At 69.7% G+C, this 14,964-nt stretch carries 14 protein-coding genes; 6 read left to right on the top strand and 8 right to left on the bottom strand.

Translation table 11 applies throughout. The annotated features are described in order from the left end of the window. Positions 1-7 precede the first annotated feature (7 nt). Together WIX39_RS08430 and WIX39_RS08425 are read right to left on the bottom strand one after the other, a co-directional pair. The gene (locus WIX39_RS08430; protein WP_106935732.1) at positions 8-1,483 is read right to left on the bottom strand and encodes a sodium:solute symporter family protein; all 1,476 of its coding nucleotides are present in this window, start codon (positions 1,481-1,483) and stop codon (positions 8-10) included. Continuing rightward, complete coding sequence (locus WIX39_RS08425) at positions 1,480-1,689, bottom strand: DUF3311 domain-containing protein (protein ID WP_081271377.1); 210 nt, start codon at positions 1,687-1,689, stop codon at positions 1,480-1,482. The genes WIX39_RS08430 and WIX39_RS08425 overlap by 4 nt, the downstream gene beginning before the upstream one ends. 165 nt (positions 1,690-1,854) lie before the next feature. Between WIX39_RS08425 and WIX39_RS08420 the strand changes: the two genes are divergently transcribed. The 3 genes from WIX39_RS08420 (at position 1,855) to WIX39_RS08410 (ending at position 4,515) form a co-directional block, all read left to right on the top strand. Then, positions 1,855-2,616, top strand: coding sequence for a GntR family transcriptional regulator (locus tag WIX39_RS08420; RefSeq protein ID WP_081271402.1), 762 nt, complete (start codon positions 1,855-1,857; stop codon positions 2,614-2,616). Positions 2,617-2,683: 67 nt separating this feature from the next. Continuing rightward, a complete protein-coding gene (locus WIX39_RS08415; RefSeq protein ID WP_409194880.1) occupies positions 2,684-3,634 on the top strand; it encodes a DMT family transporter in 951 nt (316 codons plus the stop codon). A 50-nt stretch (positions 3,635-3,684) separates the two neighbouring features. Continuing rightward, positions 3,685-4,515 carry a TorF family putative porin gene (locus tag WIX39_RS08410; protein ID WP_409194879.1) on the top strand — a complete coding sequence of 277 codons (831 nt, stop codon included), beginning with the start codon at positions 3,685-3,687 and terminating at the stop codon, positions 4,513-4,515. A 276-nt stretch (positions 4,516-4,791) separates the two neighbouring features. Here the strand turns inward: WIX39_RS08410 and WIX39_RS08405 are convergent, their stop codons facing one another. Further along, a complete protein-coding gene (locus WIX39_RS08405; protein ID WP_409194878.1) occupies positions 4,792-5,787 on the bottom strand; it encodes a Bug family tripartite tricarboxylate transporter substrate binding protein in 996 nt (331 codons plus the stop codon). 119 nt (positions 5,788-5,906) lie between these two features. On the opposite strand from WIX39_RS08405, the gene WIX39_RS08400 reads away from it, so the two are divergent. The 3 genes from WIX39_RS08400 to WIX39_RS08390 all read left to right on the top strand — a co-directional run bounded on the left by WIX39_RS08400 (position 5,907) and on the right by WIX39_RS08390 (position 8,988). Further along, positions 5,907-7,586: an MBL fold metallo-hydrolase gene (locus tag WIX39_RS08400; RefSeq protein WP_409194877.1), complete on the top strand. Its 1,680-nt coding sequence runs from the start codon at positions 5,907-5,909 to the stop codon at positions 7,584-7,586. Further along, positions 7,583-8,308, top strand: coding sequence for an RNA pseudouridine synthase (locus WIX39_RS08395; RefSeq protein WP_409194876.1), 726 nt, complete (start codon positions 7,583-7,585; stop codon positions 8,306-8,308). The genes WIX39_RS08400 and WIX39_RS08395 overlap by 4 nt, the downstream gene beginning before the upstream one ends. A 134-nt stretch (positions 8,309-8,442) precedes the next feature. Then, positions 8,443-8,988, top strand: coding sequence for a hypothetical protein (locus WIX39_RS08390; RefSeq protein ID WP_409194875.1), 546 nt, complete (start codon positions 8,443-8,445; stop codon positions 8,986-8,988). Here the strand turns inward: WIX39_RS08390 and WIX39_RS08385 are convergent. From WIX39_RS08385 to WIX39_RS08365, 5 genes are read right to left on the bottom strand one after another with little or no spacing between them, the layout of a single operon-like run. Further along, positions 8,978-10,219: a multidrug effflux MFS transporter gene (locus tag WIX39_RS08385; RefSeq protein WP_409194874.1), complete on the bottom strand. Its 1,242-nt coding sequence runs from the start codon at positions 10,217-10,219 to the stop codon at positions 8,978-8,980. The genes WIX39_RS08390 and WIX39_RS08385 overlap by 11 nt on opposite strands. Then, positions 10,216-11,664 carry an efflux transporter outer membrane subunit gene (locus WIX39_RS08380; protein ID WP_409194873.1) on the bottom strand — a complete coding sequence of 483 codons (1,449 nt, stop codon included), beginning with the start codon at positions 11,662-11,664 and terminating at the stop codon, positions 10,216-10,218. Before WIX39_RS08380 ends, WIX39_RS08385 begins: the two co-directional genes overlap by 4 nt. Beyond that, on the bottom strand, positions 11,661-12,602 hold the full coding sequence (locus WIX39_RS08375; protein ID WP_409194872.1) for an efflux RND transporter periplasmic adaptor subunit: 942 nt from the start codon (positions 12,600-12,602) through the stop codon (positions 11,661-11,663). The genes WIX39_RS08380 and WIX39_RS08375 overlap by 4 nt, the downstream gene beginning before the upstream one ends. A gap of 14 nt (positions 12,603-12,616) precedes the next feature. Then, on the bottom strand, positions 12,617-12,823 hold the full coding sequence (locus WIX39_RS08370) for a DUF1656 domain-containing protein (RefSeq protein WP_081271386.1): 207 nt from the start codon (positions 12,821-12,823) through the stop codon (positions 12,617-12,619). Beyond that, a complete protein-coding gene (locus WIX39_RS08365; RefSeq protein ID WP_409194871.1) occupies positions 12,820-14,964 on the bottom strand; it encodes an FUSC family protein in 2,145 nt (714 codons plus the stop codon). Before WIX39_RS08365 ends, WIX39_RS08370 begins: the two co-directional genes overlap by 4 nt.

The raw sequence follows: 14,964 nt of genomic DNA, 5'->3' as shown, positions 1-14,964 counted from the left end.
AAAGTCATCAGGCGGGCTGCGGCGCGGCGCCGCGCGGCAGGATGCGCGGCGTGCACAGCGCCACCAGCACGAACACCAGCGCGTTGGTCGCCAGCGCCACGAGGCCGGTGTTGAGCGACTTGAACACGACCGGTGCCGCGGGGAACAGCGTACCCAGGTTCGAGCCCGTGGTCATCATGAAGCCCAGCACCGCGCCGCCGGCCAGGATGCCCGCGAAGGCTGCATGCTTGTTGCCGAACGGCTTCTTCATGAGGCTGAACAGCAGCGAGGGCAGCAGTTGCGTGAGCAGGCTCGACGCGAAGATGGCCACCGCCACGATGGTGGTGCCGCCGCGCAGCACGAAGTACACCGCCACCAGCGCAAACACCGGCAGCACGCCGCGCGCCACGCGCGACACCTGCTTGTCGGTGGCATGGGGCGCGAAGCCTTCCTTGTAGACGTTCTTGCCGATCACGGTGGAAGCCGTGAGCAGGATCATCGAGCCCGGCACCAGCGCGGTGAGCACGCCCGTGCCGCCGATGACGCCGACGAACCACGGGTCGAAGGTGTGCTTCACCAGGCCGAACAGCGCCAGGTCGACCTCCGAGCCCTTGAGCCCCGGCACCTGCAGGATGGCCGCGAAGCCGACCAGGAACAGGAAGGCGATGACCACCTGGTACAGCGGCATCAGGATGGTGTTGCGCCGCACAGCGCTGGCGCTCTTGGCCGCATACACCGAGGTCAGGTTGAACGGATACAGGTAGTAGCCCAGCGCCGTCAGCAGGATGGTCGAGTTGTACCAGGTGAGGTTCAGGCCCTCCTTGGGAAACTCGAAGAAAGTGGGGTTGGCCGCGTGGATGGCGGTGAACATGGGCGTGACGCCGCCGTAGTAGTGCCACGGCAGGTAGATGCCGAGGAACACCGCCAGCGCAAGGATCAGCACGTCCTTCACGATGGCGATGCTGGCCGAGCCGTGGATGCCCGAGAACAGGATGTAGCTCACCATCACCACCGTGCCGATCCAGATCGCCACCTGCGGCGCGATGGAGCCGTATGAAGCTTCCGACACGATGATGCCCAGGCCGCGCAGCTGGATGGTCAAGAGCGCCACCATGCCCATGAGCGCGACGACGGACACCAGCACGCCGAGCGGCCGGCTGTCGTACTTGTGCGCGAAGAAGTCCGAGAACGACACCAGCTTGTGCGTGGTGGCGTAGCGCCACACCGCCGGCAGCATCCAGAAGGCCATGAGGTAGGCCAGCCCGCCGTACGCCAGGATGTAGAAGGCCGGCGTGCCCTTGCTGTAAGACCAGCCGCTCGCGCCCAGGAAGGTGAAGGTGGAGAACGACTCGCCCGCCATCAGCAGGAACACCATGATGGCGCCCAGCCCGCGACCGCCGAGCGCCCATTGCTCCAGGCTCATGGTGCGCCCGCGCCGCGCCAGCACCGCCAGGCCCAGCGCGCCGATCACGAACAGCGCAATGACTGCCAGCGCGGCGTTCATGGCGTGCCTCCGGCAGCGGGTGCGTCGATGTCGCCTTCGGCGCGGTCGATGACCACCATGATCAGCGAGGTCAGCACCAGCCAGCTGACGTTCCACACCATCAGGAACGGCATGCCGAGCACGAAGGTGGGCGCGACGGACGACAGCCATCCGCCGCTGAAGAAGGCGAGCACCGGCAGCGCTGCCAGCCATTTGACGGATTTCATCGGGAGCCTCGAATCATGGTTTGGTTGGGAATGTTGATTAATTTTGGTCAACCATACATATTTATTTTGGTTAACCAAACGGAGCGAATGGTAGGGAGGCGGGCCGGCCGAGTCAATCCGGGGGCTTTCCCGTAGGCGCGGGCCGCAGGCAATAATCCGGTGCCCATGCCTGCCGCCACCCGCCGAACCCCAGCGCCCTCCCCCGCCCCGGAACCCATCGACGCCGAAGACGCGAACGTGGACGAACGCGTCTACGCCGCCGTTTCCAAGGCCCTGCTCAGCGGCAAGCTGCGCCCCGGCACCCCCCTGCGCGAGCGCGCGCTGGCCGAGGCCCTGGGCTGCACGCGCGGCGCGGTGCGCAAGGTGCTGGCGCGGCTGGGCTCCGAAAAGCGGCTGGTGCTGGAGCACAACCGCGGCGCCTTCGTGCCCAACCCGTCCATCGACGACATGCGCGGCATCTACCGCGCGCGCCGCATCGTGGAGGCGGGGCTGATCACCACGCTGTTCGGCAACCTCGAGCGCGAGCAGGTGGCCGCCCTGCGCAAGCACGTGCAGGCGGAGCAGAAGGCGTTCAAGGAAGGCCGGCGCGAAGACTCGATACGGCTGGCCGGCGACTTCCATCTGCTGCTGGCGCAGATGGCGGGCAGCGACGAGCTGCTCTCATACATACAGCGGCTGATTTCGAACACCGAGCTGTACAAGGCGCTCTACGACTCCGCCGAGGCCGCGAGCTGCGCGCCCCGGGAGCACGAGCAGATCATCGAGGCGCTGACCACCGGCAAGTCGCTCGACAAGGCGCTGGCCGTGGCGATGGAGCATCTGGACGAGCTGGAGCAGCGCGTGATCGCCGGCGCGGCGGCCGAACAGGAAGTGGACCTGGCGACGCTGCTGAACGGCGGCGGCAAGCCGCACGACCACCCGCACTGACAGCGACATCCACGCTTCGCCCGCGGGCGAAGTGCCGGTGCGCCGCCGCCGGGATGATCGGCGCACCATGCACGCATCGACGCCCTCTTCCGCCTCCCACGCCCCGGTCAACCCCGCCTTCGAATGGGCGCTCCTCGCGGTGCTCGCCACCTGCTGGGGCGCTTCGTACACCTTCATCAAGATCGGCGTGGCAACCATCCCGCCGGTCACGCTGATCGCGGCGCGCACGCTGGTTGCCGGTGCGCTGCTGCTCGCGGTGCTGCGCATGCGCGGCGTGAAGCTGCCGAAGGAGCCGGCGATGTGGGCCCGCTTCGCGGCGCAGGCCTGCCTGAACAGCGTGCTGCCGTTCACGCTGATCGCCTGGGCCGAGCGCAGCGTGGACGCGGGCCTGGCGACCATCCTGAACTCGACCTCGCCGATCTTCATCTTCCTGCTGGGGCTGGGCCTGGGCAGCGCGGGCAGGCCGACGCTGCAGCGCTTCTTCGGCGTGGGCGCCGGGCTGGCGGGCATCTGCCTGATTGTCGGCCTGGAGGCGCTGAACGGGCTCGGGCATTCGCTGCTCGCGCAACTCGCGCTGGTGGCGGCGGCCGTGTGCTACGGCTGCGCCGCGATGTTCGGCCGGGTGTTCAAGGGTCTGGACCCGATGGTGCCGGCAGCCGGCTCGCTGCTGAGCGGCACCGCGATGCTGCTGCCCGCGAGCCTCGCCATCGACCGGCCCTGGACGCTGGCGCCTTCGGCCGCATCAATGGCGGCAGTGCTGGCGCTGGCGGTGCTGTCGACGGCGCTGGCCTTCACCATCTACTTCCGCCTCATCAGGACGCTGGGGCCGATGTCGACTTCCGCGCAGGCCTACCTGCGCGTGCCCATCGGCGTGGCGGTCGGCGTGCTGTTCCTCGGCGAAACGCTCGCGCCCACGGCGTGGATCGGGCTGGGGTGCGTGGTGGCCGGCGTGATCGCGATGACGATGCCCGAGGCGAAACTTTTGCGCCGCGGCCTGCATTTTTTACGCGGCTTTTAGACGCCCGCTCCTACGCTGCCGGCTCCTCTACAAGTTGGCTTTTTCCAGCAATGAAACATCTGATCCGCATCGCCCTGCCGGTGCTCGTTCTCCCCACCCTGGCCGCCCTGCCGATGCTTGCGAACGCGCAGCTCTCGGGCAACGTGGCGTTCACCACCGACTACAAGTTCCGTGGTCAAGACCAGGACATGCTGGGCAAGAACGACTACGCCAAGACCAAGGCCTTCAAGCCGGCCATACAAGGCGGCTTCGACTACGCCTTCGGCGACAGCGGCTTCTATGTGGGCAACTGGAATTCGAGCGTGAACTGGCTCAAGGGCAACAGCATCGAGAGCGACATCTACGGCGGCTACAAGTTCAAGGCCGGCGTGTTCGACATGGACGTGGGCGCGCTCACGTACATCTACCCTGGCAATTCGTCGGGCAACACGACGGAGATCTACGGCAGCGCGGGCTACACCGACGAGGCCATCGGCTCTTTCACGCTGAAGTATTCGCACACGGTGTCGAAGGACTACTTCGGCTATGCGGGCAGCAAGGCCGGCTCGGGCCTGAAGGGCACGAACACGGGTTACCTGAACCTGGCCTACAGCAAGGAGATTGTTCCGAAGGTCACGCTGAAGGCGGCGGTGGGCTACACCAACATGTCGAGCGACATCCGAAGCCTGGGCTACAAGAGCTATGTGGACTACAACGTGGGCGCAAGCTACGACTTCGGCAACGGGTTGTCGCTGGCGGGCTCCGTGCAGGGCGCGAACAAGCAGAGCTCTTATCTTGCGGTGAGCAATCCGGGAGTCGACCTGGGTTTTGGTGCGTTCGGCAGGCAGACCTACTCGCCCAACAAGGCGCGCTTCGTCGTTACTCTTACCAAGACGCTTTGAGCTGCTTTGTTCGGGGCGTGTGCACAGGCCACCGGGTACTCCCCTCCGCGAATGTCCCCCGGGGCTGCGCCCCTCCTCCTTTATTTCGCTGCGGGGAGCACCCGGCGCCCTGCGCACGATGGACGCAGCGCTTGTGCCGGCTGATCAACAAGTGCTCTGAACGCTCACGACGGCGGGGTGCCTTGCGCAGCGAAATAAAGGAGGAGGCCGAAGGCCGGGGGACATTCGCGGAGCAAGGTACCCCGGCGGCGTGAGCGAGCCCCGAAACAGCAGCGCTCAATCGATGCTGATATTCGCCGCCTTGGCAACTTCAGCCCACTTCACGCGATTCGCGTGCACGGTCTTCTTGAACTCGGCTGGCGTCTCGATGCGCACCGTGTTGCCCTGGCTCTCGAAACGTTCGCGAATCTCCGGCGTCTCCAGCACCGCCTTCACCGCCGCGTTGAGCTTGTCGACGATCTGCGGGTCCGTGCCCTTGGGCGCGAAGATGCCGAACCAGATCGAGCTGTCGAAACCCTTGGTGCCCGGCAGGCCGCTCGATGCAATGGTGGGCACCTCCTTCACCGCCGGCACCGGCGTGGCGGTGGTCACGCCCAGCAGCCGCACCTTGCCGGCCTTGTAGTGCGGAAGCACCGTCTGCACCTGGTTCATGATGCAGCAGGTCTCTCCGCGCACCACCGACGTGATCGCCTCCGGCCCGCCCTTGTACGGCACGTGCACCATGTTCAGGCCCAGGCGCGAGTTGAACTCGGCAAACGCCATGTGCGTACCCGCGCCGTTGCCTGTAGACGCATAGTTGTACTTGCCGGGATTGGCCTTGACCAGTTCGACAAACTCCTTCAAGGTCCTGACGTTGATCACGTCGGGATTGATGGTGAGCACGTTCGACACGTCGAGCACCGGCGCCACCGCAATGAAGTCGGCCTCCACGTCGAAAGGCAGCTTCTTGTAGAGCGCGGCATTGCTGCCGTGCGTGGCGGCGGTGCCGAAGGCGAGCGTGTAGCCATCGGGCTTGGCGTGGGCCACGTAGTCGCTGGCGATGTTGCCGGCGGCGCCGGACTTGTAGTCGATGATGACGGGGCGGCCCAGCTGTTTCGACAGCGGCTCCTGGATGGTGCGCGCGACAACGTCGACGCCCGAGCCGGCCGGGAAGCCCATGATCAACGTGACGGGCTGTTGCGGCCAGTCCGACTGGGCCGGGGCCGTGGCGGAAAAGAGCGCGGCGGCGGCGGCCACCAGAAGCGAACGACGCGAAAAGGGAGAATGAGCCATGACAGTCTTTCTTCGAGGCAAGCGGTGCATGCGCGAATTGTGGCGCGGCACTCATGCCCGAATCCACATGAGCTTATGCGCGACACACGCGCACGGCACCTGCTCCCGATAATCCCCCCATGGTCCGTTCCTCCCAACAAATTCACCCCGCACGCGAGCCCGCGCCCGTGCGCGCGGCAGCCACCGTGCTGCTGCTGCGCGACACCGCCGCCGGCGTCGAAGTGCTGATGACGCGCCGCTCGGCCACCGCGAGCTTCGCACCCGGCGCCTATGTGTTCCCCGGCGGCCACATCGACGCGGCCGACGAAGCCGCCAAGCGCATCGCCACCCGCCGCCCGACGCAGAGCCGGGTGCAGCGCACGCAGGCCATCGCAGCCATTCGCGAAGCCTTCGAAGAGCTCGGCATCCTGCTCGCGCACCATGCTGCCGACGGCCGCCCCGTGAGCGCCGCGGACATCGCCGCGATGGACCGCGCCGATACGGCCGGCACCGCCTTCGCCGACCAGTGCGCCGCGCGCGGCCTGGTGCTCGACTCCGACAAAGTATTCACCTTCGCGCACTGGATCACCGACCGCGACCTGCCCAAGCGCTTCGACGTGCCATTCCTGGTGGCGCGCATGCCCGAGGGCCAGACGCCCACGGCCGACGAGAGCGAGCAGTTCGAGCCCTGCTGGGTGCGCCCGGCCGATGCGCTCGCGCGCCACGCGGCAGGCAGCTTCTTCATGATCTTCCCGACCGTGCGCACGCTGCAGCGCATGGCCGCCTATGCCAGCGTCGACGCGGTGCTCGCGGCCTGCGCGCCGGGCGGTGCCGGCGAGGCGCCGCTTTGGACCAGCTGCCCGCGCGCCGGCCTGCTCAAGGGCGAGGACGCGCGCTACATGGAACACGAGTCGCCCTTCGGCGAGCTCGCGCTGGTGTGCCCCGACGGCCAGATCGCGCATGCGCTCGACTGGCAGAGCGAGCACCCGGTGGCGCTGCTGAAGAACGTGATGCGCCTCACCGCGCCCAACCCCAGCGCCATGACCGGCCCCGGCACCAACAGCTACATCGTGGGCGACGCGGCCACCGGCTACATCGTCATCGACCCGGGCCCGAACGACTTCGACCACATCGGCCGCCTGTGGCGCGCCACGCATGGCGACATCCGCATGATCGTCTGCACGCATTCGCATGCCGACCACTCGCCCGGTGCCGCGCCGCTGCAGGCGCTGTGCAAGGAAACGAGGCCGCCGATCCTCGGGCTGGCCTCGCGGCCGACCGCCCGTGCCACGGCGCGCTTCACGCCCGAACGCGAACTGGACGACGGCGAGCGCCTCGCGCTCTCGGGCACATCGCCCGAGGGCACGGCCATCACCCACACGCTGCGCGTGATCCACACGCCCGGCCATGCGGCCAACCACCTGTGCCTGCTGCTCGAGGAAGACGGCCTGCTGTTCTCCGGCGACCACATCCTGAACGGCAGCACCACGGTGGTCGACCCGCCCGACGGCGACATGACGGACTACCTCGAATCGCTCGACAAGCTCGACGCGGCCTGCGAGGCCGGCGGCGTCGAATTCATCCTGCCCGCGCACGGCTACGTGATCGGCTTCGCGCGCACCGCCATCTCGATGCTGAAGGCGCACCGCCTGAAGCGCGAGGCCAGGATCGCCGCCGCCATGCAGAAGCTGCCCGACGGCACGCCCGAGCAATGGCTCCCCATCGCCTACGACGACGTGCCCGAGCGCATGTGGCCGGTGGCGGCACGCTCGCTGGCCGCGCATGTGGCGCGCATCCAGCAACTGAATGCGGCCCGATGAACAGAAGCGCCCCTGAAAAAGACGACGGCGAAGGCATCCGCCTGGCCAAGCGCGTGGCGGCCATGGCCGGCGTGTCGCGCCGCGAGGCCGAGCTGCTGATAGAGAACGGCGCCGTGCGCGTGGACGGCGTGCAGCAGATGCTGCCGCAGTCGCGCGTGCTGCCTCGGCAGCAGGTAGAGATCGCAGCCGGCGCCAGGCCGCAGCCCATCCTTCCCGTCACGCTGCTGCTCTACAAGCCCGCGGGCATGCCGACCGACAAGGCGCACAGCCTGCTGGTGGCCGCGAACCACCACGAGCCCGAGCGCGCCGGGCAGCGCTTTCTGCCGGCCCATGCGAAGGGGCAGCAATGCATGACGCCGCTGGAGACCGGCGCCAGCGGGCTGGTCGCGTACACGCAGGAGTTCCGCATCGAACGCAAGCTGCACGAAGACGCCGGCATCCTCGAGCACGAGGTGATGGTCGACGTGGCCGGCCCGGTGGCCCCCGAGGTGCTGGCGCGGCTGGAGCGCTCGCCCGCGCGGGTGAGCATCGGCCGCCAGAGCGACGAACAGACCGGCCTGCGCTTCGCGCTCAAGGGCGCGCAGCCGGGGCAGATCGCCCACATCTGCGACAACGTGGGCCTGCGGATCCTGGCGATGCGGCGCATCCGCATCGGCCGCGTGCCGCTGGCGGGGCTGCAGCCCGGCCAGTGGCGCTACCTGGCACCCCAGGAACGCTTCTGAACGACGACAAAAACCACAACCACGAGACAAAGACGATCGAACGGAAGAGGACGACCCCCGACGATGCACCGCATGTTCGCGGCCTGCAATTTTCAGCCTGCGGCCTTGAAGCGCCGCCGACAGGAGACTCAGCCATGAAGTTCGGATCACCGAGCGCCGCCCTTGCCCTCACCGTGCCGCTGGCACTGGTGACGGGCTGCAGTTACTTCTCCCCCGCCCCGCCGCCCGCGCCGGCGGCTCCGCCACCGCCGCCCGTGATCTCGAAGGACGGCCTCGCGCCCATCACCGGGGAACAGGTCGAGCGCATCCGCGAGGCCATCGGCGGCAAGGCGCCGAGCCCCGCCGTCGGCAAGGTGGTGCGCAGCGCGTCGCCGACCATCGAGTCCTTCGTGCGGACCGAGGGCTGCATCACCGCGCACAACGGCGCCGTGCTCAACCCCTTTGCCGCGCCGGGCCGGCTGTTCGACGGCAACGGCTTCCAGGGCGGCCCGATGACGGAGATGCAGTTCCACGACAAGACCTCCTGCGTGACGGTCAAGCGCATCCAGAACTGGAAGATGGTGTCGCCGAAGCTGCTGCGCTTCGAGGTGGTCTACGTGGGCGACGACGGCGAGGAACACGCCGTGAAGCGGCACGAGCTGATGCGCCAGCCCAAGGGCGGCTGGCTCTTCACGCGCTGAGCGTCTTGGCGGCGGCGGCGGCGGCATCGGCGCGCCGCTGCGCGCGCAGCGCTACCGCAAACGACAGCTGCGCCACGATGCCCGCCCCCGCCAGCACGATGGCCGATGCCAGCGCGGGGTTGCGGTGGCCCATTCCCGCAAGCGCGGTGCACAGCGCGCCCACGGCCATCTGCGTGAAGCCGTAGAGGCCCGAGGCCGAGCCGATGACCTGCGGGTTCACGCTGATCGCCTGCGTGAGCGCGGCCGGCGACGCCATGCCGACGCCCACCGTGAACATGAACATGGAAGCGACGATGAGCGGCACCGACAGATGGCCGCTCAACGCCGCGCCGAGCAGCACGAAGGCCGCGGCCACGCTCAGCGCGTTGGAGCGGATCATGAGCCGGTCGACCCGCACGCGCGAGATCAGGCGGCTGGTGAGAAAGCTGCCGAGCCACACGCCCGACACCAGGATGGCGAGGTAGATGCCCGCCTCGTGCGCGGGCCGGTGCAGCTGGTCCACGAAGATGAAGGGCGCCGAGGCGATGAAGGCGTACATCGACGTGGTGGCGCAGCCGCCGCCCACCGAAAAGCCCAGGAACGCGGGCGAGCGCAGCAGCTTGCCGTAGTTGCGCGCGAGGTCTCGCGCACTCACCGCAGACCCGGGCGCACCCGTCTCCGGCAGCATGCGCCAGGTGAAGAGAAAGCCCACCACGCCCAGGCCGAAGAGCGCATGGAAGATCGATCGCCAGCCCAGCGCGGTGGCCAGCGCGCCGCCGATCAGCGGTGCGAGGCTGGGGCCGATGGTGACCATGAGGTTCATCAGCGCAAGGCGGCGCGTGGCCTCCTGCGGCCCGGCGGTGTCGCGCACGATGCTGCGGCCCAGCACCAGGCCGGCGCAGCCGCCCATGGCCTGGAACAGCCGCGCGGCGATGAGCGAATGCACCTCGGGCGCGAGCGCCGCGGCCAGGCCCGAGACACAGTAGATGCCGAGCCCCCACAGCAGCACCGGCCGCCTGCCGAAGCGGTCGGCCAGCGGGCCGTACACCAGCTGCCCCACCGCGAGGCCGAAGATGTAGAGGCTCACCGTCATCTGCATGGCGCCGACGCTGGCGCCCAGGCTCGCCGCGGCGATCGGCAGCGCGGGCACGAAGATGTGCATGGCCAGCGTGCCGCTGAAGGTCACCAGCGCGAGCAGCCACAGCGGCGCGTGCGCCCGGTGCTGCGGCTCGGGTGGCGCGGCGGCGGTCATTGCTTCGCGGTCGCGGTGTCGGGCTCCCAGCCGCCGCCCAGCGCCATGAACAGCACCACCTGGTCGTCGGAAAGCTGCGCCTCGCTGGCCGCGAGCGCGGCTTCGCTGGCGGCCAGCGAGCGCTCGGCGTCGAGCGAATCGAGGTAGCCGGTGCGGCCGTTCTGGTAGAGCTGGCGCGCCTGCGCGGCGACCTTGGCGCTTTCGTCGCGCGAGGCCTGCAGCGCGGCGCGGCGGTCGAGTTCGCGGGCGTAGGTGGCCAGCGCGGTCTCGGTCTCGCGCAGCGCGGTGAGCACGGTGCCGTCGAACCTGGCGAGCGCGGCGCGCGTGCCGGCCTCGGCCTGCGCGATGTGCGACTGAACGACGCCGGTGTTGGGCACCGTCCACGAGATCAGCGGGCCCAGGCTCCAGGCGAAGGTGTCCTTGCGGCCGAAGCCGTCGGCATGGCCGACGGAGGAGCCCGAGAGCCCCAGCGTGATCTTCGGATAGAGGTCGGCCGTGGCCACGCCGATGCGCGCGGTCGATGCGGCGAGGCTGCGCTCGGCCTGGCGGATGTCGGGGCGGCGGCGCAGCAGCGCGGCGCCGTCGCCCATCGGCAGCACGCCGGCCACGCGCGGCGGCACGGTGCAGTCGGCCACCTCGCGCGGAAAGTCTTGCGGCAGCGCGCCGGTGAGCGTGGCAAGGCGGTAGAGCGCGCCCTGGCGCTCGGCCTTCAGCGGCGGCAGCGCGGCATTGAGCTGCTGCAGTTGCGAACGGGCGCGGCCCGCGTCGATGGCGCCGGCGCGGCCGGCGCGCTGCAGGCGATCGGTGACGTTCACCGCGTCCTGCTGCAGCGACACCGACTTCTGCGCGATCTGCAGGCGCAGGCCGGTCGAGCAGGCTTCGGCATAGGCGCGCGCGGTACCGGCGGCGACGTTCACGCGCACCAGGTCGAGCGCGGCTTCGGCCGCCTGCGTGCCGGCCTGCGAGGCCTCGATGGCGCGGCGGATCTGGCCGAACAGGTCGACCTGGTACGACAGCGAAGCGCCCGCGCTGTAGTTGAATGTGTTCGGCGGCTCGTAGCCCTTCTGCAGCAGCGACAGGCCCGACACGTGGCCGTAGGAAGGCCCGCCGTTCACGCCGATGCTGGGGTACCTGGCGCCGGCCACTTCGTCTTCGATGGCGCGTTCGCGCTCGAGGTTGGCCACGGCCTGGCGCAGGTCGGTGTTGTGCGCGAGCGCCTGCTCTACCAGCTTGTCGAGCAGCGGGTCGTGGTACAGGCGCCACCAGTGCGGCGGCAGTGGCGCGGCGTCGGCCGGTGCCTCGGCGAAGGGCTTGCCGGCGGCGCTCTGGCTGGCCAGCGCCTCGGGCGGCTGGTGGTAGTCGGGGCCGACCGCCGCGCAGGCCGCGAGCCCGGCGGCGACGGCCAGCGATGCGAGGCGGAATGCGAAGCTGGTCATGTCGTTCATCCCTTCTGCTGCGGCGCGGTGGCCGGTGCGGCTGCGTTGTGCGCCGGCTTGTTCTCCAGCACCTGCACCGTGACGGTCTGGCCCGCGACGAGGCGCGCGCCCTGCGGCAGCGGATCGAGCTTGATGCGAACCGGAATGCGCTGCGCGAGCCGCACCCAGTTGAAGGTCGGGTTCACGCTGGGCAGCAGGTTGGCGCTGGTGGAGCGGTCGTGGTCGGCAATGCCGGCGGCCACGCTGTCGACCGCGCCTTCGAGCACCGCGCCGCCGCCCATGGGCGTCACGCGCACGCGGTCGCCGAGGTGGATGCGCGGCAACTTGGTTTCCTCGAAATAGCCCTCGACGTAGAACGACTGCGCATCGACCAGCGCGAGCACCGGGCGGCCCGCCGCGGCGTAGCTGCCCTGGCGCAGGTCGAGGTTGGTGACGAGGCCGCCGGTGGGCGCGCGCACTTCGGCGCGCTGCAGGTTGAGGCGGGCCGAATCGAGCGCCACCTCGGCCTGCGCGACGGCGGCCTGCATCTGCTCGACGCGCGAGCGGGTCTGCTCGCGCGACTCCTTCGAGATCAGGTCGTCGAGGCCTACGTTGCGCGCGTTCTCGCGCTGCACCTGCGCGCTCATGGCGCGCTGCGCGGCGAGCGCGGCCTGCGCCTGGCGCACGGCGAGGTCGTAACGCGCGCGGTCCACCTCGAACAGCAGCGTGCCGGCGGCCACCGGTTGGTTGTCGCGGATCGGCACCGATGTGACGAGGCCCGACACGTCGGGCGCGATCTGCACGACGTTGGCGCGCACGCGGCCGTCGCGCGTCCACGGCGCAAGCTCGTAGTGGTCCCACAGTCGCAGGCCGGCCCAGACGGCGGCGGCTACCACGAGCACGGTGAAGAGAACGCGCCCCAGGCGCGGGGCCCAGGGGTTGTCGGAGGAAGAACGGACAGCTTTCATTGGAATCTCGTTTCTTATTGGAAGCAGGAGGAGACGCGGCTCAGCGCGTAGAGCAGCAGCAGGTACAGCGCCATGTCGAACAGCGCCGGGTGCCACACCCAGCGGTAGGCGCCGGTGGCGGCCAGCAGGCGGCGCACCGCCCACAGCGCCAGCAGCGCGCCAAGGGCCAGCACCATGATCCAGGGCAGGTACAGGCCGTAGAAACTTGCTTCGCCGATCATGCGGAAGCTCCTTGAATGGGTGCGCCGGCCAGCACGGGCGGCGCGTCGGGGAACAGGTTGCGGCGCAGGCCGACCAGCGCGGTGACGGCCGAGCGCGAAGCGGCGGGCGCAGCGGATGCCGGCGCGTCGGGCACGGCGTCGAGCACCGCGTTGAGCACCGCGTTGAGCGCCTCGTCGATCTGCGGCAGCAGGTCGGCCGGACGCGGGTTCATGCGGCCTTCGCCGCGCTGGCGGAAGAAGCGTGCGATGCCGCCCAGCAGCGCGGCCGAGGTGCTCATCGGCAGTTGCGCGCGCACGCGCTGCAGCACTGCGATGTCGGCGCCCATGCGCAGGTCGCGCAGCGCGTCGTTCGCGGCCACGCCTTCGACGGTGCCGCCGGCCTGCGCGATGCGCGGCGCCAGCAGGCCGATGCGGTCGAGCATGCGCACGGCATAGGCGTCGCTCTGCGCGTACTGCGGCTGCGAAGACGCGGCCATGTCGCCCAGTTCGCGCCAGGTGGCGCGCTGGATGCGCCGCGCGCTCCAGTCGGCGCCCACGGAGCGAACCAGCCGCGTGACGCGCGCCGCGACCACCACGCCGACGATCTGGCCGATCATGCTGTTGATGAAGCTCACGAGGTCGGAGCTGGCGGTGTCGTGCAGCGCGAGCGTGCCGCACACGCCGAAGATCAGCGCCATCGCGGCCATGAAATGCGTGGGGCGCGGCAGGTACAGGCCCAGCAGCAGAAAGAGCGGCGCGCAGATCAGCACCAGCATGCCGAAGTCCTGCACCAGCGGCATGAGCACCAGCACGTAGAGCGCCGAGATCGGAACGGACCACAGCGTCCACTTCAGGAAGCCGTGGATGGCCGGCACCGGGTCGTCCATGGTGGCGAAGAAGCAGCAGAAGACGGCGGCCATCATGGTCGCGGCCGAGCCCATGGGCCAGCCGGTGAGGATCCAGAACGCGCCGCACAGGCAGATGGCGATGACGGCGGCCAGCGCCGACAGCAGCGCCATGCCGTAGTCGCGGTGCAGCACGCGGCTGCCGAGCGCGGCAGTGCGGCGCAGCGGCGCGGCGCCCTTCAGGCCATCGTCGATGTCCTGGCGCAATTGCGCGCAGGCGGTCCAGCCGTCGACAAGTTCTTCGAGCCGGCCCGCGAGTCCGATGCGCAGCGCGCGGCCCCATGAAGTCTGCTGCTGCGCGTTCGCGGGCGTGGCGCTCAGCGCGTCGAGGGCGCGGCGCAGGGCCTGCAGGCGCCCGGCGCGGGTTGCCGCATCGGCGGCGGGCTCGGCTTCTTCGCGCAGCCACTCGGCGGCCTGCGCGAGCACGGCGGTCACGTCGGGAGCGAGCCGGCCTTCGGCCTGCACCAGCGCCTGCAGCCGGTCTTCGACGGCGGACAGCGCGGGCGTGAGCGCGGCGACGCGGTCCTGCATCGCGCGGATGGCGCCGGCCGTCCAGCGCAGGTGCGTGGTGTCGAAGGGCACGTGGGTCGAAAGCAGGCGCAGCTGCGTGATGTCGCCGGCGAGGCGGCGGCGGTCGTCGTCCAGGCGCTTCGGGTCGCCGCCGTTGCCGCCGCTGCGGGCGGCGGGCTGCAGCAGGTCGCCCAGCCACTTGCGCGCGTCGAGCAGCGTGCGGTCGAGCAGGCCCAGCACGGTCGGCGCGAGCCCCGCCGGCAGCACCAGGCTGTGGACCAGCGTGGCGCAGAAGATGCCGAGGCCGATTTCCTCGACGCGCGCCACGGCGGTGTCGAACAGCGCGAGCGGCGTCTGCACGGAAGGAAAGCCGATGAGCGCGGCGGTGTAGCCCGCGAGCATGAACACGTACGAGCGCGGCGTGCGGTCGAACAGCGAGATGCACAGGCACAGCCCGACCCACAGCGCGAGCACCAGCGTCAGCAGTTCGGGCGCGTTGGACAGCGCGGGCACCAGCAGCACCGTGGCGGTGCTGCCGATGAGCGTGCCGCAGAAGCGGTACACCGCCTTGGAGCGCACCGCGCCGGCCAGCGGATGGGCGACGACGTAGGTGGTCATGAGCGCCCAGAACGGGCGCGGCAGGCCGGCGCGGCTGGCGAGGTACATCGCCAGCATGGCGGCGACGAAGCTCTTGGCGGAAAAGAGAAGCTCCGCGCGGCTGAAGCGCGGCAGGCTGAACGCGGACAT

Origin of the sequence: Variovorax sp. AB1(2024) (genome assembly GCF_037482385.2) — a bacterium.
Classification (GTDB): domain Bacteria; phylum Pseudomonadota; class Gammaproteobacteria; order Burkholderiales; family Burkholderiaceae_C; genus Variovorax.
This window is presented reverse-complemented; position numbering and strand designations above follow the sequence as displayed.

What these genes read in the sequence shown, in the direction of transcription:
- WIX39_RS08430 (WP_106935732.1), bottom strand. Translation starts at nt 1,483, where the DNA reads ATGAACGCCGCGCTGGCAGTCATTGCGCTGTTCGTGATCGGCGCGCTG.
- WIX39_RS08425 (WP_081271377.1), bottom strand. Translation starts at nt 1,689, where the DNA reads ATGAAATCCGTCAAATGGCTGGCAGCGCTGCCGGTGCTCGCCTTCTTC.
- WIX39_RS08420 (WP_081271402.1), top strand. Translation starts at nt 1,855, where the DNA reads ATGCCTGCCGCCACCCGCCGAACCCCAGCGCCCTCCCCCGCCCCGGAA.
- WIX39_RS08415 (WP_409194880.1), top strand. Translation starts at nt 2,684, where the DNA reads ATGCACGCATCGACGCCCTCTTCCGCCTCCCACGCCCCGGTCAACCCC.
- WIX39_RS08410 (WP_409194879.1), top strand. Translation starts at nt 3,685, where the DNA reads ATGAAACATCTGATCCGCATCGCCCTGCCGGTGCTCGTTCTCCCCACC.
- WIX39_RS08405 (WP_409194878.1), bottom strand. Translation starts at nt 5,787, where the DNA reads ATGGCTCATTCTCCCTTTTCGCGTCGTTCGCTTCTGGTGGCCGCCGCC.
- WIX39_RS08400 (WP_409194877.1), top strand. Translation starts at nt 5,907, where the DNA reads ATGGTCCGTTCCTCCCAACAAATTCACCCCGCACGCGAGCCCGCGCCC.
- WIX39_RS08395 (WP_409194876.1), top strand. Translation starts at nt 7,583, where the DNA reads ATGAACAGAAGCGCCCCTGAAAAAGACGACGGCGAAGGCATCCGCCTG.
- WIX39_RS08390 (WP_409194875.1), top strand. Translation starts at nt 8,443, where the DNA reads ATGAAGTTCGGATCACCGAGCGCCGCCCTTGCCCTCACCGTGCCGCTG.
- WIX39_RS08385 (WP_409194874.1), bottom strand. Translation starts at nt 10,219, where the DNA reads ATGACCGCCGCCGCGCCACCCGAGCCGCAGCACCGGGCGCACGCGCCG.
- WIX39_RS08380 (WP_409194873.1), bottom strand. Translation starts at nt 11,664, where the DNA reads ATGAACGACATGACCAGCTTCGCATTCCGCCTCGCATCGCTGGCCGTC.
- WIX39_RS08375 (WP_409194872.1), bottom strand. Translation starts at nt 12,602, where the DNA reads ATGAAAGCTGTCCGTTCTTCCTCCGACAACCCCTGGGCCCCGCGCCTG.
- WIX39_RS08370 (WP_081271386.1), bottom strand. Translation starts at nt 12,823, where the DNA reads ATGATCGGCGAAGCAAGTTTCTACGGCCTGTACCTGCCCTGGATCATG.
- WIX39_RS08365 (WP_409194871.1), bottom strand. Translation starts at nt 14,964, where the DNA reads ATGTCCGCGTTCAGCCTGCCGCGCTTCAGCCGCGCGGAGCTTCTCTTT.